This window comes from Acinetobacter sp. LipI_19 (assembly GCF_058242925.1).
Map to the genome: position 1 here is coordinate 401739 of NZ_JBZAYK010000001.1, position 15101 is coordinate 416839.

The following is a 15101-nucleotide window of genomic DNA, read 5'->3' on the forward strand; positions in this document are numbered from 1 at the left end:
AACAATGCCAAATAAAAGTTATCGAAACGCGATTAAAGAAGCGATTGAATCAGAAATGCGCCGTGACCCAAGTGTGATTGTTGTCGGTGAAGATGTGCGTGGCGGGCATGGCGGTAAAAATACAGATGACAATAAACTCGAAGGCTTTGGGGGCGTACTTGGTGTCACCAAAGGGCTATGGACAGAGTTTGGCTCTGAGCGTGTGATTGATACCCCGATCACTGAATCTGCAATTATTGGAATGGCGGCAGGGGCTGCTGCAACAGGTTTACGACCTGTGGCTGACCTGATGTTTATGGACTTCTATGGCGTATGTCATGACATGTTGTATAACCAAGCGGCCAAATTTCGTTATATGTTTGGTGGAAAAGCCAAAGCGCCTTTGGTGGTTCGAGGCATGATCGGCGCAGGCTTTTCTGCTGCCGCACAACATTCACAATCCCCGTATAACGTGTTTGCTGCTGTACCCGGTTTAAAAGTCGTGGTGCCGTCCAGTGCATATGATGTAAAAGGCTTATTGATCCAAGCCATCCGTGATGATGACCCAGTGGTTTTTTGTGAACATAAATTGCTTTATGACATCAAAGGTGAAGTGCCAGATGAACCATATACCATTCCTTTTGGTGTAGCAAATTACACCCGTGAAGGAACCGATGTCACGATTATTGCCTTAAGTTTAATGGTGCATCGTGCTAATGAAGTCGCGGATAAGCTTGCTAAGGAGGGAATTTCTGTCGAAGTTGTCGATCCACGAACGATTTCTCCATTGGATGAAGAAGGCATTTTAGAATCTGTCGCGTCAACAGGGCGTGTGGTGATTGTTGATGAGTCTGCTGCCCGTTGTGGTTTTGGGCATGATGTGGCCGCACTGATTGCACAAAAAGGCTTTCATTATCTCAAAGCACCCATTGAACTGGTGACACCACCGCATTCACCTGTGCCATTTTCACCCGTATTAGAAAAACAATGGCTACCAAGTGTAGAACGTATCGAACAGGCTGTACGTAAAACGTTGGAGGCTTAGGATGAGCGAAATTAAAACTTTAGAAATCCCAAAATGGGGTTTGTCGATGGAAGAGGGCACCATTGCCCAATGGTTGATTCAAGCAGGCGAGCAGTTTAGTAAAGGACAAGAAATTTGTGAAATTGAGACCACAAAAATCGTCAATGTCCTTGAAGCACCGTTTGATAGTACCTTGCGTAAAATCATTGCCAATAATGGCGATACTTTAGTGGTGGGCGGGATCATTGCAATTTGTGCAGATGCGCAAGTTTCCGATGCTGAAATTGATGCCTTTGCTCAATCTTTGGCTGGCGCACCTATTCTCAATGAAAGCAAAGCTGTTGAAGTGGTTACTGAAAAGCTGACGGCAACGCAGCCTGAAACCAAGCCACAAACTGCGCCTAAACAGAATCGTATTGAGCAGGTATCAAAAGCTGTTGCCCAAAATGGTTATGTAATTCCTGCTGCATTACAAGGTTATCAACATGTTGAGGATGTTTTTGCAACACCGCATGCCTTGAAATTGGCTGAAAAGCATCAAGTGAATTTGGCGCTGGTTTCAGGCTCAGGGCGTGGAGGTCGTATCAGTGTGCAAGACATTCAAAACGCAGTTCAAGCTGCGGGTGGATCATGGCCCGATATTCGGCAGCAACCGAGTGGTAAAGTGGCGAAATCTAAAGCTGATGATAGCCAAGTGTTGGCAACACCAGTTGCACGTCGTTTAGCCAAACAATGGGGCATTAATTTACATGACTGTCGTGCCTCAGGATCAAGAGGGCGTATTTGTAAGGAAGATGTTGAAGCAGTTCATCAGCGTGAAAACCCTGCACTTGCCCAAAATAGCGCTGATGTAATGCGAACTGAAACTGCCAAGGTGACCACCATTGCGATGAATGGTATGCGTAAAGCCATTGCTTCACGCTTACAGGCAGCAAAACGTAATGCACCACACTTCCGTTTAACCGTAAATTTAAATGTGGATGCTATTCAGGGACTACGTCAACAGATTAATGCCACTGTGCCGCAAGTGAAATTGTCAATCAATGACATGTTGATTAAAGCGGCAGCAGCTGCATTGATCAAAGTGCCACAGGTCAATGTTCAGTTTGATGAAGAGAATCAGCAGATTTTGCAGTTTGATCAGGCGGATATCTCTGTTGCTGTAGCGATTGAGAATGGCCTCATCACTCCAATCATTAAAGCTGCCAATACCAAGTCTTTGGCACAAATTTCCAATGATATGCGTGATCTTGCAACACGTGCCAAAACTGGCAAATTGGCGCCTGATGAATTTCAGGGCGGTAGTTTCAGTATTTCGAATTTAGGTATGCTCGGCGTTCAACAGTTTGACGCGATTATTAACCCACCCCAAGGTGCGATTTTAGCTTTAGGTGCAGCAGAAAAACGGGCAATTGTTGAAAATGAGAGCATCGTGATTCGACAGATGGTCACCGCGACCTTGTCTTGTGATCATCGGGTGATTGATGGGGCGTTAGGTGCACAGTTCTTGGCAGCATTTAAGCAGTTTGTTGAAAATCCTGCATTGATTTTGGTGTAGGAGTATGAGCATGTCAGACACACAATTTGATCTCATTGTGATTGGCGCTGGTCCAGGTGGCTATGTGGCTGCGATACGTGCAGCCCAACTGGGTTTAAAAACCGCCATTGTAGAAGAAAAGCATTTGGGTGGAATTTGCCTGAATTGGGGCTGTATTCCAACCAAAGCTTTATTGAGTGGAGCGGCACTTGCACAGCAATTTAAACATTCACAACAGTTTGGTTTTTCTTTAGGTTCTATTGATTTTGATATCCAACAACTGGTTCGTCATAGCCGTCAGGTTTCTGAACAGTTGGTACAAGGGATTGGGCAATTACTGAAAAAGAATCAAGTTACTGTATTTAATGCAAGCGCTCAATTTATCGAGAAAGAAAGCTTAGAACTGACTGATGCAAAGGGTCAAAAACAGCAGATTTCTGCACCGCATATTATTGTGGCTACGGGCGCCAGAGCCGCCAATTTAGCGCATGTCCCTGTCGATGGACAGCATGTCTGGAGTTATAAAGAAGCTTTAGTCCCAGAACACTTGCCGAAATCACTTTTGGTAATTGGTTCAGGGGCCATTGGCAGTGAGTTTGCCAGTTTATATCAGGACTTAAGTTGCCAAGTGACTTTGGTTGATATTGCCAAACAGATCCTACCTAGTGAAGACATTGAAGTTGCCAAATATGTGCAAAAGCAATTTGAACAGCATGGTATGACGGTTTTGACTGAAGCTGCTGTACAAAACATCGAAATAGATAAGGACCAAGTACATTGCCATGTTGAAACCGCAACAGGTGTACAAATCATTACTGTTGAAAAAGTCCTTTCCGCAATTGGTGTACAACCTAATACTCAAAATTTGGGTTTAGAAAAATTGGGTATTGAGTTTGAGCATAGTTTTATCAAAGTTGATCCGTGGTGTAAGACCAATGTAGTTGGAGTTTATGCCATTGGTGATGTCGCTGGTGCGCCGTGCTTGGCGCATAAAGCCAGTCATGAAGCAATTTTATGTGTAGAAAAAATTGCAGGGCTGACGCATGTACATGCTTTAGATCGTAGCCAAATTCCAGGGTGTATTTTTACCCATCCGCAGGTGGCAAGTATTGGTCTAAGCGAGCAAAAAGCCAAAGCAGCTGGTTTTACAATCAATGTGGGTAGATTCCCTTTACAAGCCAATGGTAAAGCTTTGGCTTTAAGCGAGACCACAGGATTTGTAAAAACTATTTTTAATCAAGAAACAGGGGAATTATTGGGGGCACACATGGTGGGTCATGAGGTCACTGAACATATTCAGGGCTTTGCCATCGCTAAATATTTAGAAGCCACTGATGAAAGCCTAGCACAGGTTATTTTCCCACATCCTACGTTATCTGAGGCGATGCATGAGTCGGTTTTATCGGCAATGCAACGTGCAATCCATATTTAAGGAGTCGCAACATGCCTAGAGGTCTAAACAATAAAGTCGCATTAATTACTGGTGCCGCACAGGGCATAGGACGCGGTATTGCTTTACGCTTGGCACAAGAGGGCGTACATATTGCCTTGGTTGATCTTCACCAAGAAAAGTTAACTGCTGTTCAGCAAGAGATTCAAGCATTTGGGGTTAAAGCCACCACATTTATTGCAGATGTTGCTGATCCTGTACAAATCAGCAGTGCGATTGACCATGCAGAATCAACATTAAATGGCTTTGATATCATTATTAATAATGCAGGGATTGCCCAAGTCCAAGCCTTGGCAGAGGTCAGTCCAGATGAATTTAATCGGATTATGAATATCAATGTGGGTGGTGTGCTGTGGGGGATTCAGGCCGCTGCCGATAAATTTAAACAGCGCCGAAATTCTGGCAAAATTATCAATGCATGTTCGATTGCTGGGCATGAAGGTTTTGCTTTGCTTGGTGTCTATTCAGCTACTAAATTTGCCGTTCGTGCTTTGACTCAAACAGCAGCAAAAGAATATGCCAGTGCTGGTATCACTGTGAATAGTTACTGTCCCGGTGTAGTTGGTACAGATATGTGGGTGGAAATAGATCAACGTTTCGCTGATATCACTGGTGCACCCGTTGGTGAAACATATCAGAAATATGTGGATGGAATTGCTTTAGGACGTGCCGAAACCCCAGATGATGTTGCCGCATTGGTTGCTTTTCTAGCCAGTGAGGACGCTGATTATATTACTGGACAGTCAATTTTGACCGATGGCGGAATGGTTTATCGTTAATATTGGAATGAGGAATGCATCTATGAAAGCAGCTCGTTTTTATGATAAAGGGGATATCCGAATAGAGGATATTCCAGAACCACAGGTACAACCAGGAACAGTTGGCATTCAAGTCGCATGGTGTGGTATTTGTGGCACAGATTTACATGAATTTATCGATGGTCCAATTTTTATTCCTCCGTGTGGTCATCCGCACCCGATTTCGGGTGAAGCTGCACCTGTAACCATGGGGCATGAGTTTTCAGGTGTGGTGTACGCTGTAGGGGATGGCGTTGATGATATTCAGGTGGGGCAACATGTTGTGGTTGAGCCTTATATCATTGCGGATGATGTTCCGACTGGACCGCATGACAATTATCACTTGTCAAAAAATATGAATTTTATTGGTCTAGGTGGTCGCGGTGGTGGGCTATCTGAAAAAATTGCGGTACAACGCCGTTGGGTACATCCCATTTCTGCCCAAATTCCGTTGGATCAAGCCGCATTGATTGAGCCTTTATCTGTCGGGCATCATGCCTTTGTAAGAAGTGGAGCACAGTCAGGTGATATTGCCTTGGTGGGTGGAGCGGGCCCGATTGGATTGTTATTGTCTGCAATTTTAAAGGCCAAAGGCTTAACCGTCATCATTACCGAGCTCAGTGCAAAACGTAAAGAAAAAGCCTTAGAAGCGGGTGTTGCCGACTATGTGCTAGATCCGTCTCAAGTGGATGTTGTGGCTGAAGTCATGAAAATCACCCAAGACCGTGGGGTAGACGTGGCTTTTGAATGCAGTAGTGTCAATAAGGTCATGGATACACTGGTGGCAGCTATGAAACCAACTGGTGTGGTAGTGATAGTTTCGATCTGGAGTCATCCTGCAACGATTAATGTGCATAGTGTGGTGATGAAAGAGCTGGATATTCGCGGTACGATAGCCTATGTTAATGACCATCAAGAAACCATTCGCTTGGTTGAGCAAGGTAAAATCAATTTAGAACCTTTTATTACCCAAAGAATTGCTTTAGATGATTTGGTTTCGCAAGGCTTTGAAACCTTGATTCATAACAACGAATCTGCGGTCAAGATTATTGTGCATCCCTAGAAATCATACTACTCAATAAGGCATGTTATTGGTTAATGAATCGTGTGTGGGAGGGCTTCACAATTACTGATCAATAATCAATAACAAGTTTTAGCTGAAGTGAAATTGAATGGAGCTTCTTTGGAGCACCTATTGCGAATCTTGGTGTAATCGGTGGTGTTGCCTATATTGATCCTGAATTAACCCAAACTGCAGGTGGTAAAAATCAAGGCAATATTGCGACTGGGGTTGCCAAGCAACAGGCGAAATTAGGTATGGAGTGGGATATTTCGATTTTGCAGGGTTTAATCTAGACTGGAAATGCCACAGCAGTTTCAAAGCAATATATCAATCAGGAACATACACTACATGCTTCTGAACGAACACTGTTTGATGTTGAGGCGAGATATAAGACCAATGTTTCAAGTTTTCCACTAAACTTAGCTGCGAGTATCAATAACGTGACCAATAAGGCGTATTGGGGCATGCCACAATTGTCCAGTTTAGCCTTGGGTGCACCTCGAACTTTTATGCTGTCGGCTTCTATCGATTTTTAATTTAAGCGATACAGCACTATATTTTTATATGGTGCTGTATGTTGATTCAATGAGGGGCTTTAAATCTGTTCAATCAAAAAATAATGCGGATGGGATTTTTGTCTCAGGGCAGGCTTGCTTAAAGCGCTGTTGATAAAACAACATTAAATCTAAAACAAGTGATGAAATCTAAACATTTATTAAAATTAGATTTTGTATAAGATATTGAAAATTATAAAAATAAATATTGGCATAAAAGCTGCTCAATACAAGTGATATGAAATTGGAAGTATCTTAAGGAATACCTATGTCACTTGTCATCGATAAAAAAGAAAATTCTAAAGAGTTTGTAAAAAGTACTTTATCTGAAATTTGGGTCACACGATGTCCTGTACCCACTGCAACAGGAATCTCATTAAAACGCGGCACCTTAGTCGAAAAATTTGAGCGACATGGTATTGATGTTGCGGTATTGCAAGATGCGCGTAAAGGCTTGTCTGTGCATCATTTTGATCATCAGCTCCCGGCTTTATTCCGTGAAGGAGGTAATGTACCTGCTTTGGCTGCGCGTTCAGAAGGTGCCCCAAGTCGTCTGATTGGATTAACTTGGATTGATGAATGGCAAGTGATTATTGTTCGACCAGATTCAGCAATTCGTCAGCCTGAAGATTTAAAAAATACCAAAGTGGCTTTACCTGAATATGCCGATAAACGTGCAGGCAGTATTTTTAGAGCCATGTCATTACAAGGTATTCGAGGGGCTTTACAACTTGCAAATTTAAGTTTCCGTGATGTTGATTTTATTGAAGTTCCTGAGCGAGCTGAATCGAAACAAGATCGTGATGCCAGTGCCTATTGGTCAGGCCTTGATGCCTTGATTACAGGTGAGGTGGATGCCGTGTATGTCAAAGGGGCATCGGCTGTTGAGGCAGCCACCAAACGTGGCTTAAAAGTCGGTATCGATTTAGATCAATTTACAGATGTGACTTCGCGTGTGAACAACGGGACACCTCGACCTATCACGGTACATGAAGATTTATTGGAACATCACTTTGATGTCGTCGTTGACTTTTTGGAAGAGCTTTTTGATACCGCAGATTGGGCAGAAGATCATTTAGATGAAGTGCTGGTTATTCTACAAGATGAAACCATTGCGGGTGCTGAAAGTGTGGCTACAGCGTATCGTAATAATTTTCATAAATCTTTACATCCTTCATTAAGTGCAGAACGCCTTGAGCTTTTAAAACAACAAAAAGATTTCCTTTGGTTACATGGCTTCCTTGAAAAAGACGTCGATCTTGATACATGGGTCGATCATCGCCCATTACTCGAAGTTTTAAAGCGTCGCCAAAATAAACAACGTTAAAACAGGATATTTATCATGACTACACTGATTCAATCGCCACTTTCCCCTGAACTTAATGATTTTATTGAACGCAACCGTCAAAAAGCTGAATTTGCATTTGAGGTGTTCCGTGAGACGGGCACCATCACTGCCAATGGCACAGTCAATTTTGTTGAACGCGCCCCTGAAAATACCTTGGTGACCTTTAACTATGCAGGTCCTTGGTCACGAGATAAAAAAAGCAAAGTATTGGTAGAGAAACTTGATGGTGAAGTTTTATTGGGACGAAAAGGTGCGGGTGGCCGTTATAACAAACTATTTTGTGAACATGCAGATGTCACCACAATCTCTCATGTACATGCACCGAATTTAGGTGCTTGGGCCCAAACACACCGAACCCTACCGATTCGATATGTGCCTGTTCAGCGTTTTCATTTATTTAATGAACTGCCGATTTATATCGATCGCCGTCAGGCAGAAGTCGATTTCATTTTAGATCAACTCAAGATTGATATTGAGCATCGGGCTATTTTGGAAGCCAATGGCGGTGCCACAGTTTGGGGGCGTCAAGGTCTACAGGAAACTGCTGAATTTATTTTATTGCTTGAAGAAGGTGCTCAAATTCAACTGTTAGCAGAACTGGTTGGAGGAAGTCGTGAATATGGGCAAGGGGTGTTACAGCAACAGTGGAAAATGAGCGGATTGACTGAAAAAGCAAAATCACTGGGATTACTTCCACTCCATTAGAAACATGATTTAAAACAAATATAGAGAATATTATGGCTGTAAAACTTTTATGGTATCTCACCTCTCCTGATGGTCCCTATCCTTGGTTGGAGTCGGGACGCTGGGATACCGATTATGAACATTTGCAACAAATTGCAATTACCGCAGATCGTCTGGGGTTTTACGGTTCGCTCATGGGTACAAGTGAGTATGAAACACTGGCGGTTGCTGCGAGTTTAATTCCTTTTACTGAACGCCTGAAGTTTTTGGTTGCACAGCATCCAGGTGAAGTTCAACCCGCAGTTTTAGCCAAATATGCACAAACTTTTGATGCATTCTCTCAGGGACGTTTGTTGTTTAATGTGGTCAATGGTAATGATCAGGGACTTGCCGCTTTGGGTATTCATTATTCACATGATGAACGCTATGACTTTAGTAAAGAATACTGGAGCACATTTCAACAGAATTATTTAGGCGATAAATCTGGCTTTCAGGGTAAGTTTATTCAAGTGGCCCCACGTCAAGAGGGTGCTTCACCGATGTCAAAATGGCATGGGGCAACCCAAAAACAAGGCGTACCGCTGTGGGGAGCTGGCACATCAGCCAAAGGGGTACAACATTCAGTGGAATTGCTGGATGTGTATTTAAGCTTTGCCAACACACCGCCGCTGCTGGGAGAAAAATTCAGTAAAGTTGCAAAAGAAGCCGCTAAAGTTGGACGAACTTTGCAGTATGGAACTCGCTTACAAATTATCGTTCGTGAAACCGAAGAAGAAGCGTGGCAATACGCGCAGTCTCTACTCGATAAAATTGATGTGAATTATGCGATTGAAGCTGTAAAACGTCAGCTTCCACCCAATGAAACTTTCGAAAGCTATCAGAGTAGTAACCCGATTGTTCAAAAAAATTTAGAACGCTTACGTCAGGGGATATTACCTCAAGCTAAAGACTTTGAAATTTATCCAAATATTTGGACAGGGCCATCACTGTTTGGTTTTGATATCTTAAATCCCGCTGCGGGGACCGCATTGGTCGGGAGCGCTGAAAATATTGCTCAACGTATCCAAGAATATGAAAGCTACGGTACATCTGCATTTATTTTGTCAGGTTTTCCTTTAATTACGGAAGTTTATCGTGTTGCAGACTTGTTGTTTCCTTTACTTGAGCTCGATCATGGTTTTGAGTTACCGAAGTTAAAAAAATGCTCGTCTGTAGATTCTCTGTTGAATCAAGAAACTGTGGTTTAAAAGGAGAATCCTATGAGTAAAATTACGCGCAGAGTATTAATTAAAAATACGGGTTTAGGTCTAGGTACGATTGCAGCAGCAAGCCTGATTGGGTGTTCTCGTTCCGATTCCTCAGCATCAAATGAAGCTGCTGCACATACAAGCCAGCATACCACACCGCAAAAAGGTGGAGTGATCAAAATTGGGGTGATTAATGGTAATCAAGCTGGAAATTTAGATGCCCATAAGCCGATTGGGATGTCGAGTGCCTTTAGAGGTTGGCCGTTATATGCCAAATTATGGGAATGGGGGCGAGATATTCAACCTAAATTGGCGCTTGCTGAATTTGCAGAACCCAATGAGGATGGCACTAAATGGACGATTCGGCTAAAGAAAGGGCTTGAGTTTCATCATGGTAAAACCATTACAGCCGATGATGTCATTTTCTCTTTACGTCGTTTGACCGATCCTAAACTGGCGTCTCCCTTTGCGGCTTATCTGTATTCACTACAGCGCGATGCGATTAAAAAGCGGGATGATTACACCGTTGAAATTCCATTTGCTCAAGGCAAAGGCTTAGTAGCCCTACCTGAAGCATGGATGAGTTGGGGCGGTATTGTTCCAACAGATTATGACCCAATCAAGAATGTCGTCGGAGCAGGCCCGTTTAAGCTAGAAAGTTTTACCCCAGGTCAACGTTCCCGTTTCGTACGTTTTGAAAATTATTGGAAAGACAATCAGCCTTATGCAGATGCCATTGAAATTATAGATTTTAAAGAGCAAACCGGGCGTCTTGCTGCTTTGCAATCAGGGCAAATTGATATTGCATCAGGTATTAGTGCCGAGCATTTATCTTTGATTCAAGCCAATAAACGACTGAGTGTTGTTTCATCTGAAACAGATGCTTGGCAATCCTTCGATATGAATACCACTAAAGCACCGTTTAATGATCCTCGTGTCAGACAAGCATTTCGTTTGATTGCCAATCGGGATGATTTAGTGAAACGGGCATTGGCGGGTCAAGGACGAATTGCCAACGATCTGTATTCATTTAGTGATCCTGTTTATAACCATGAAATTCCACAGCGTAAGCAAGATTTAGCCAAAGCTAAAACACTATTAAAAGCTGCTGGTTTTGATCAAAACTTAAAAGTTGATTTATATACAGGACCAGATAGCAATGCCGCCTTGGTGTTTGCGCAACATGCAGCGCAAGCTGGCGTGATTGTAAACGTTAAACAAGTTGAAGCTGCAACATTTGCAGATGCAGTCAAACAAGATTGGGCATTGAGTACAGGTTCAAATGTTTCTCGTCCATTTTTATTGACGGTATTGCAGATTGATGGACCCGGTGCAGCCAATAACAAAACCCGTTTTAATCAAGCCCGTTTTACGGAGCTGGTGCATCACGCATTGCAACAGCCTGATCTGGAAAAACGCAAAGTTCTAGTGCATGAGGCACAGCAAATTCAACATGAACAAGGTGGCTTACTGATTTGGGGTTTTAACAATGTTTTAGATGCACATTCTCATCAGATTGGTGGTGTAACACCTGATCGAACCGGTTTTGCAGCATGGCGAACTGATGAGTTTTGGCGTAAAGGGGAGTAATGATGACGACTCAAGCCAGCAAAATTGAAAGCTCGATTCAACATCCAGCTATCGCCAAGTCGTTTGAATTTCCTGCATGGTTACCTTGGTTTTTGACCCGTATCGTGTCAGGAATTTTAGTGATTTTTGTGATTAGTTTAATTGTATTTATCGCGACTCAAGCGCTTCCATCTGACCCTGCGCGGGTCATTTTAGGGCCAGAAGCACCAGAAGCTACGGTTCAAATACTGCGTGAACAATTGGGGCTGACTCAACCGATATTGGTGCAATACTGGAATTGGCTGACTCAATTATTACAAGGTAATTTTGGACGCTCAATTGATTCTAATGTACCTGTGTTACAGATTATTCAAAACTATTTTGGTAATACGCTTGCTTTGAGTAGCTTGGTAGTGGCAATCACTGTGCCGATTTCAGTTTTACTTGGGGTTTGGTTATCGCTACGTCGTGATAGCAAACTAGACCGAATCATTGTATCTAGCTCGATTATTTTTAAAGCAGTGCCCGGATTTGTCATTGCCATTTGGCTGATGATGTTGTTTTCAACTTCGATCATGCATGTATTACCTGCTGCATCATTGTTGATTCCTGGGCAGTCTCCGTTTAGCCAGCTAGAGTTTTTAATTTTACCCATTTTAACTTTAGCTTTATCGCTTATTCCTTATCTCATGCGTCTTGTGCGAGGCTCAATGATCGATGCCTTAGAGTCCGATTATGTCACTTCAGCACGATTACGTGGTATTCCAGAGCGTCGCATTATCTGGAAGCATGTTTTACCTAATGCTTTAGTGCCCGTGGTACAAGGCACGGCATTGACCATACGGGTTTTACTCAGTGGGGCTTTAATTATTGAGGTTGTATTTAGTTATCCGGGAATTGGCAATGCATTGAATGCAGCAATTGAAATGCGGGATATTCCTACGATTCAAGCGATTGTGTTATTGCTGACCATCTGTGTGGTGGTGGTCAATTTAATTGCAGACTTAATTACGACTTTACTCACACCGAAAATACGCACTGCAAAAAAACATAAAGCCCGCTCACCTGGTTTACGTCAGGCATTACGTTTATGGAAATCTGGCCGACCGATTACGGTAAAGCCTGTGGATCGCCGTAATGCCTTGAAGAATATCAATTCGGGAGAGGGAAAATGAGCACACTTCATTGGTATCAACGTAAGTTTTTTAAAGCCTTGATTTCTGAGCGACAAGTTCGTTTTGGTTTTGTAGTGACAAGCTTAGTTTTGATATTTGCGCTTATTGGCCCAGTGCTGGTTCCTTTTGAACCAACTGCCTTAGTGGGCATGACCTATGGTGCGCCTGAAGCACAGGCTTTTCTTGGCTATGACTATATTGGGCATGATGTTTGGTCTCGTGTATTAGCGGGTGGTGCTTCAATTATTTGGATGACCCTCGCTGCCAGTCTGGTGGCTTTAATTATTGGTTCCAGTTTAGGCATATTGGCTGCTTTTGCACGAGATAAAGTTGACCAGTTTGTGACTTGGCTGACGGATGTTTTTATGGCATTTCCTGATCTGATTTTAGTGCTATTAATCGTTTCGATGCTAGGGCGTGAGCCATGGCTGATTGTGCTCACTGTTTCGATTGCTTTTATTCCTGGGGTAGTACGTCTTGCACGAAGTGTTGCGCTAAATTTGGTTGAGCAAGAGTATGTAGAGGCCGCCAAAATTTTAGGTTACTCGAAAAGCTATATTTTATTCCGTGAAATCCTACCCAATATGCTGACACCCTTATTAATTCATCTTGGGGTGATGTTGACGTGGGCTGTTGGCATGTTATCTGGTCTGGCTTTTCTTGGTTATGGTATCGCACCTCCTGCAGCCGATTGGGGCCTGATGATTAATGAAAATCGTGCTGGGTTATTGGTTCAACCGTGGGCAGTATTTGCACCGGTGATTTTAATTGCTTTGTTTGCGCTGGGAACCAATGTGTTGGCTGAAGGTGTAGGGCGTGCCGCAGCACGGATTGAGGAAAAATCACCATGACAGAGATTTTAAAGAATACGGTACTACAGGTAAAAGACTTAACGGTGGCATTGGTCAACACAGGCAATCATGTGGTTTCGAATATTTCTTTTCATTTAAATGAGGGCGAAGTCCTTGGGTTGGTGGGAGAAAGTGGTTCAGGTAAAACCACATTGTCGAGTGCGTTATTGGGCTATGCACGACATGGTGCCAAAATTATTCAAGGCACAATTGCGCTGGATGGACAAGATATCCTCAGTCTTGACGATCACGCCTTGCGTCAAATTCGAGGTTATAAAATCAGTCACGTTGCCCAAGATCCGGGAACGGCACTAAATCCAGCATTAACCATTGGACAGCATCTACTTGAGTTATTAGAAGTCCATCAATTACGCTTATCCAGTAGTGAAAGAAATCATAAAGTTGCTAAAATTTTAGATGAAGTGGGATTGCCTCAGGATGATGTGTTTTTAAAGCGCTATCCTCATCAACTTTCTGGCGGGCAACAACAACGGATTTTATTAGCATTGGCATTTTTGTTACAGCCTCGCTTAATTGTCTTGGATGAACCGACAACAGCATTGGATGTTACGACCCAAACTTTAGTGCTGAATATTATTCGTAAATTATGTCGCGAATATAATGTCGCAGCAATTTATGTATCACATGATTTGACTGTGGTGAAAGATATTGCAGATCGCGTAATCGTCCTGTATTCAGGCCAGATTGCAGAAGATGCCGCATTAAGCCAGTTATTTGAAACGCCAAAACATCCTTATACCCAAGGTTTACTCAATGCCATCCCCGATGTGTCGATTCGTAAATATTTATCCCCCATCGAAGGACATGCACCCTCACCGAATGATCGTCCAACAGGATGTGCTTTTGCCGCAAGATGTACTTTCGCTAGCGAATTATGTCATCAACAGCAACCGAAATTAACCCTGTTATCTCAAGCATTTGATCCACATTTTGTTGCTTGTCATCATTGGGATGAAGTGAGCGTGATCAATTTTCAAGAGCTTGATCCGCATATGATTGAATTAAAAACAGATCAACAGGCACTGCTTAAAGTAGAACATATCAATGCTTGGTATGGCCAGCAACAAGCACTTTTCGATGTTTCTTTTCAAATACAGCGTGGAGAATGTTTGGCCTTAGTCGGGGAGTCTGGTTCAGGTAAAACCACACTGTCTAGAGTGATTGCAGGACTGAATGAAAATGCAGAAGGTCAGGTGATTTTAGCAGATGAAGTATTGTCCTTGCAGGGACAAAAACGTCAGTTAACACAACGACATAAACTGCAATATATCTTTCAAAATCCATATAAAGCCTTGAATCCAGCACATACCATAGGACAGACACTCACTAAAGTGGTTCAGCACTTTTTTGCTACATCTCAGCAAGAAACTCAACAAAAGGTCGTTCAGGTACTTCAACAAGTATCGCTTCCTCCACAGGTTCAAGAACTCTACCCAAGAGATTTATCTGGCGGAGAACGGCAACGTGTAGCGATTGCACGAGCGCTGTTATGTCAGCCTGATGTCTTGATTTGCGATGAAATTACTTCTGCTTTAGATGTCTCAGTACAAGCATCTATTTTAAAACTGTTGCAACAATTGCAAAAGCAAGGCGTAACTTTACTTTTTGTTACCCATAACCTTGGGGTAGTTAGAGCAATTGCTGATCGAGTTGCCGTTTTAAAAAATGGCCATCTGGTGGAATACGGTGAAACCGATCAAGTACTGAGTCATCCGCAACATGCGTATACCAAAACTTTGCTTACACATGCCCCCAGCTTATTTAAGACTACAGCACAGCGTATCTGTGCATAAAAAAAGAGA

At 42.9% G+C, this 15101-nt stretch carries 12 protein-coding genes and 1 pseudogene; all 13 read left to right on the plus strand.

The genetic code is table 11. The annotated features are described in order from the left end of the window. The first annotated feature begins 4 nt into the window (after window positions 1-4). A complete protein-coding gene (locus AC4CVF_RS02015; RefSeq protein ID WP_004717558.1) occupies window positions 5-1024 on the plus strand; it encodes an alpha-ketoacid dehydrogenase subunit beta in 1020 nt (339 codons plus the stop codon). A 1-nt stretch (window position 1025) separates the two neighbouring features. Then, window positions 1026-2561, plus strand: coding sequence for a dihydrolipoamide acetyltransferase family protein (locus AC4CVF_RS02020; RefSeq protein ID WP_336951908.1), 1536 nt, complete (start codon window positions 1026-1028; stop codon window positions 2559-2561). 10 nt (window positions 2562-2571) lie between these two features. Beyond that, a complete protein-coding gene (gene lpdA / locus AC4CVF_RS02025) occupies window positions 2572-3972 on the plus strand; it encodes a dihydrolipoyl dehydrogenase (protein ID WP_490788820.1) in 1401 nt (466 codons plus the stop codon). Window positions 3973-3983: 11 nt separating this feature from the next. Beyond that, entirely contained in the window at window positions 3984-4769 is a 786-nt protein-coding gene (locus tag AC4CVF_RS02030; RefSeq protein WP_336951906.1) for an acetoin reductase, read from the plus strand. Between the two features lie 22 nt (window positions 4770-4791). After that, window positions 4792-5850: a 2,3-butanediol dehydrogenase gene (locus tag AC4CVF_RS02035; protein ID WP_336951905.1), complete on the plus strand. Its 1059-nt coding sequence runs from the start codon at window positions 4792-4794 to the stop codon at window positions 5848-5850. 104 nt (window positions 5851-5954) lie between these two features. Further along, window positions 5955-6386 (plus strand): annotated as a pseudogene (locus AC4CVF_RS02040) (TonB-dependent siderophore receptor); the annotation flags it as partial. A gap of 286 nt (window positions 6387-6672) precedes the next feature. After that, on the plus strand, window positions 6673-7731 hold the full coding sequence (locus AC4CVF_RS02045; RefSeq protein WP_336951904.1) for an ABC transporter substrate-binding protein: 1059 nt from the start codon (window positions 6673-6675) through the stop codon (window positions 7729-7731). 15 nt (window positions 7732-7746) lie between these two features. After that, a complete protein-coding gene (locus AC4CVF_RS02050; RefSeq protein WP_336951903.1) occupies window positions 7747-8457 on the plus strand; it encodes a class II aldolase/adducin family protein in 711 nt (236 codons plus the stop codon). A 32-nt stretch (window positions 8458-8489) separates the two neighbouring features. Next, the gene (locus tag AC4CVF_RS02055) at window positions 8490-9683 is read left to right on the plus strand and encodes an LLM class flavin-dependent oxidoreductase (RefSeq protein ID WP_490788821.1); all 1194 of its coding nucleotides are present in this window, start codon (window positions 8490-8492) and stop codon (window positions 9681-9683) included. A gap of 12 nt (window positions 9684-9695) precedes the next feature. Beyond that, window positions 9696-11273 (plus strand): ABC transporter substrate-binding protein, encoded by a 1578-nt coding sequence (locus tag AC4CVF_RS02060; RefSeq protein WP_336951901.1) that lies wholly within the window; start codon window positions 9696-9698, stop codon window positions 11271-11273. A gap of 2 nt (window positions 11274-11275) precedes the next feature. Beyond that, complete coding sequence (locus AC4CVF_RS02065) at window positions 11276-12427, plus strand: ABC transporter permease (protein WP_224965543.1); 1152 nt, start codon at window positions 11276-11278, stop codon at window positions 12425-12427. Further along, window positions 12424-13278 carry an ABC transporter permease gene (locus tag AC4CVF_RS02070; protein WP_336951900.1) on the plus strand — a complete coding sequence of 285 codons (855 nt, stop codon included), beginning with the start codon at window positions 12424-12426 and terminating at the stop codon, window positions 13276-13278. Before AC4CVF_RS02065 ends, AC4CVF_RS02070 begins: the two co-directional genes overlap by 4 nt. Further along, entirely contained in the window at window positions 13275-15092 is a 1818-nt protein-coding gene (locus tag AC4CVF_RS02075; RefSeq protein ID WP_336951898.1) for a dipeptide ABC transporter ATP-binding protein, read from the plus strand. Before AC4CVF_RS02070 ends, AC4CVF_RS02075 begins: the two co-directional genes overlap by 4 nt. The last annotated feature ends 9 nt before the right edge of the window (window positions 15093-15101 follow it).

Bases quoted from the DNA above. Each gene is read 5' to 3' on its own strand.
- AC4CVF_RS02015 (WP_004717558.1), top strand. From the start codon at position 5: ATGCCAAATAAAAGTTATCGAAACGCGATTAAAGAAGCGATTGAATCA.
- AC4CVF_RS02020 (WP_336951908.1), top strand. From the start codon at position 1,026: ATGAGCGAAATTAAAACTTTAGAAATCCCAAAATGGGGTTTGTCGATG.
- lpdA (WP_490788820.1), top strand. From the start codon at position 2,572: ATGTCAGACACACAATTTGATCTCATTGTGATTGGCGCTGGTCCAGGT.
- AC4CVF_RS02030 (WP_336951906.1), top strand. From the start codon at position 3,984: ATGCCTAGAGGTCTAAACAATAAAGTCGCATTAATTACTGGTGCCGCA.
- AC4CVF_RS02035 (WP_336951905.1), top strand. From the start codon at position 4,792: ATGAAAGCAGCTCGTTTTTATGATAAAGGGGATATCCGAATAGAGGAT.
- AC4CVF_RS02045 (WP_336951904.1), top strand. From the start codon at position 6,673: ATGTCACTTGTCATCGATAAAAAAGAAAATTCTAAAGAGTTTGTAAAA.
- AC4CVF_RS02050 (WP_336951903.1), top strand. From the start codon at position 7,747: ATGACTACACTGATTCAATCGCCACTTTCCCCTGAACTTAATGATTTT.
- AC4CVF_RS02055 (WP_490788821.1), top strand. From the start codon at position 8,490: ATGGCTGTAAAACTTTTATGGTATCTCACCTCTCCTGATGGTCCCTAT.
- AC4CVF_RS02060 (WP_336951901.1), top strand. From the start codon at position 9,696: ATGAGTAAAATTACGCGCAGAGTATTAATTAAAAATACGGGTTTAGGT.
- AC4CVF_RS02065 (WP_224965543.1), top strand. From the start codon at position 11,276: ATGACGACTCAAGCCAGCAAAATTGAAAGCTCGATTCAACATCCAGCT.
- AC4CVF_RS02070 (WP_336951900.1), top strand. From the start codon at position 12,424: ATGAGCACACTTCATTGGTATCAACGTAAGTTTTTTAAAGCCTTGATT.
- AC4CVF_RS02075 (WP_336951898.1), top strand. From the start codon at position 13,275: ATGACAGAGATTTTAAAGAATACGGTACTACAGGTAAAAGACTTAACG.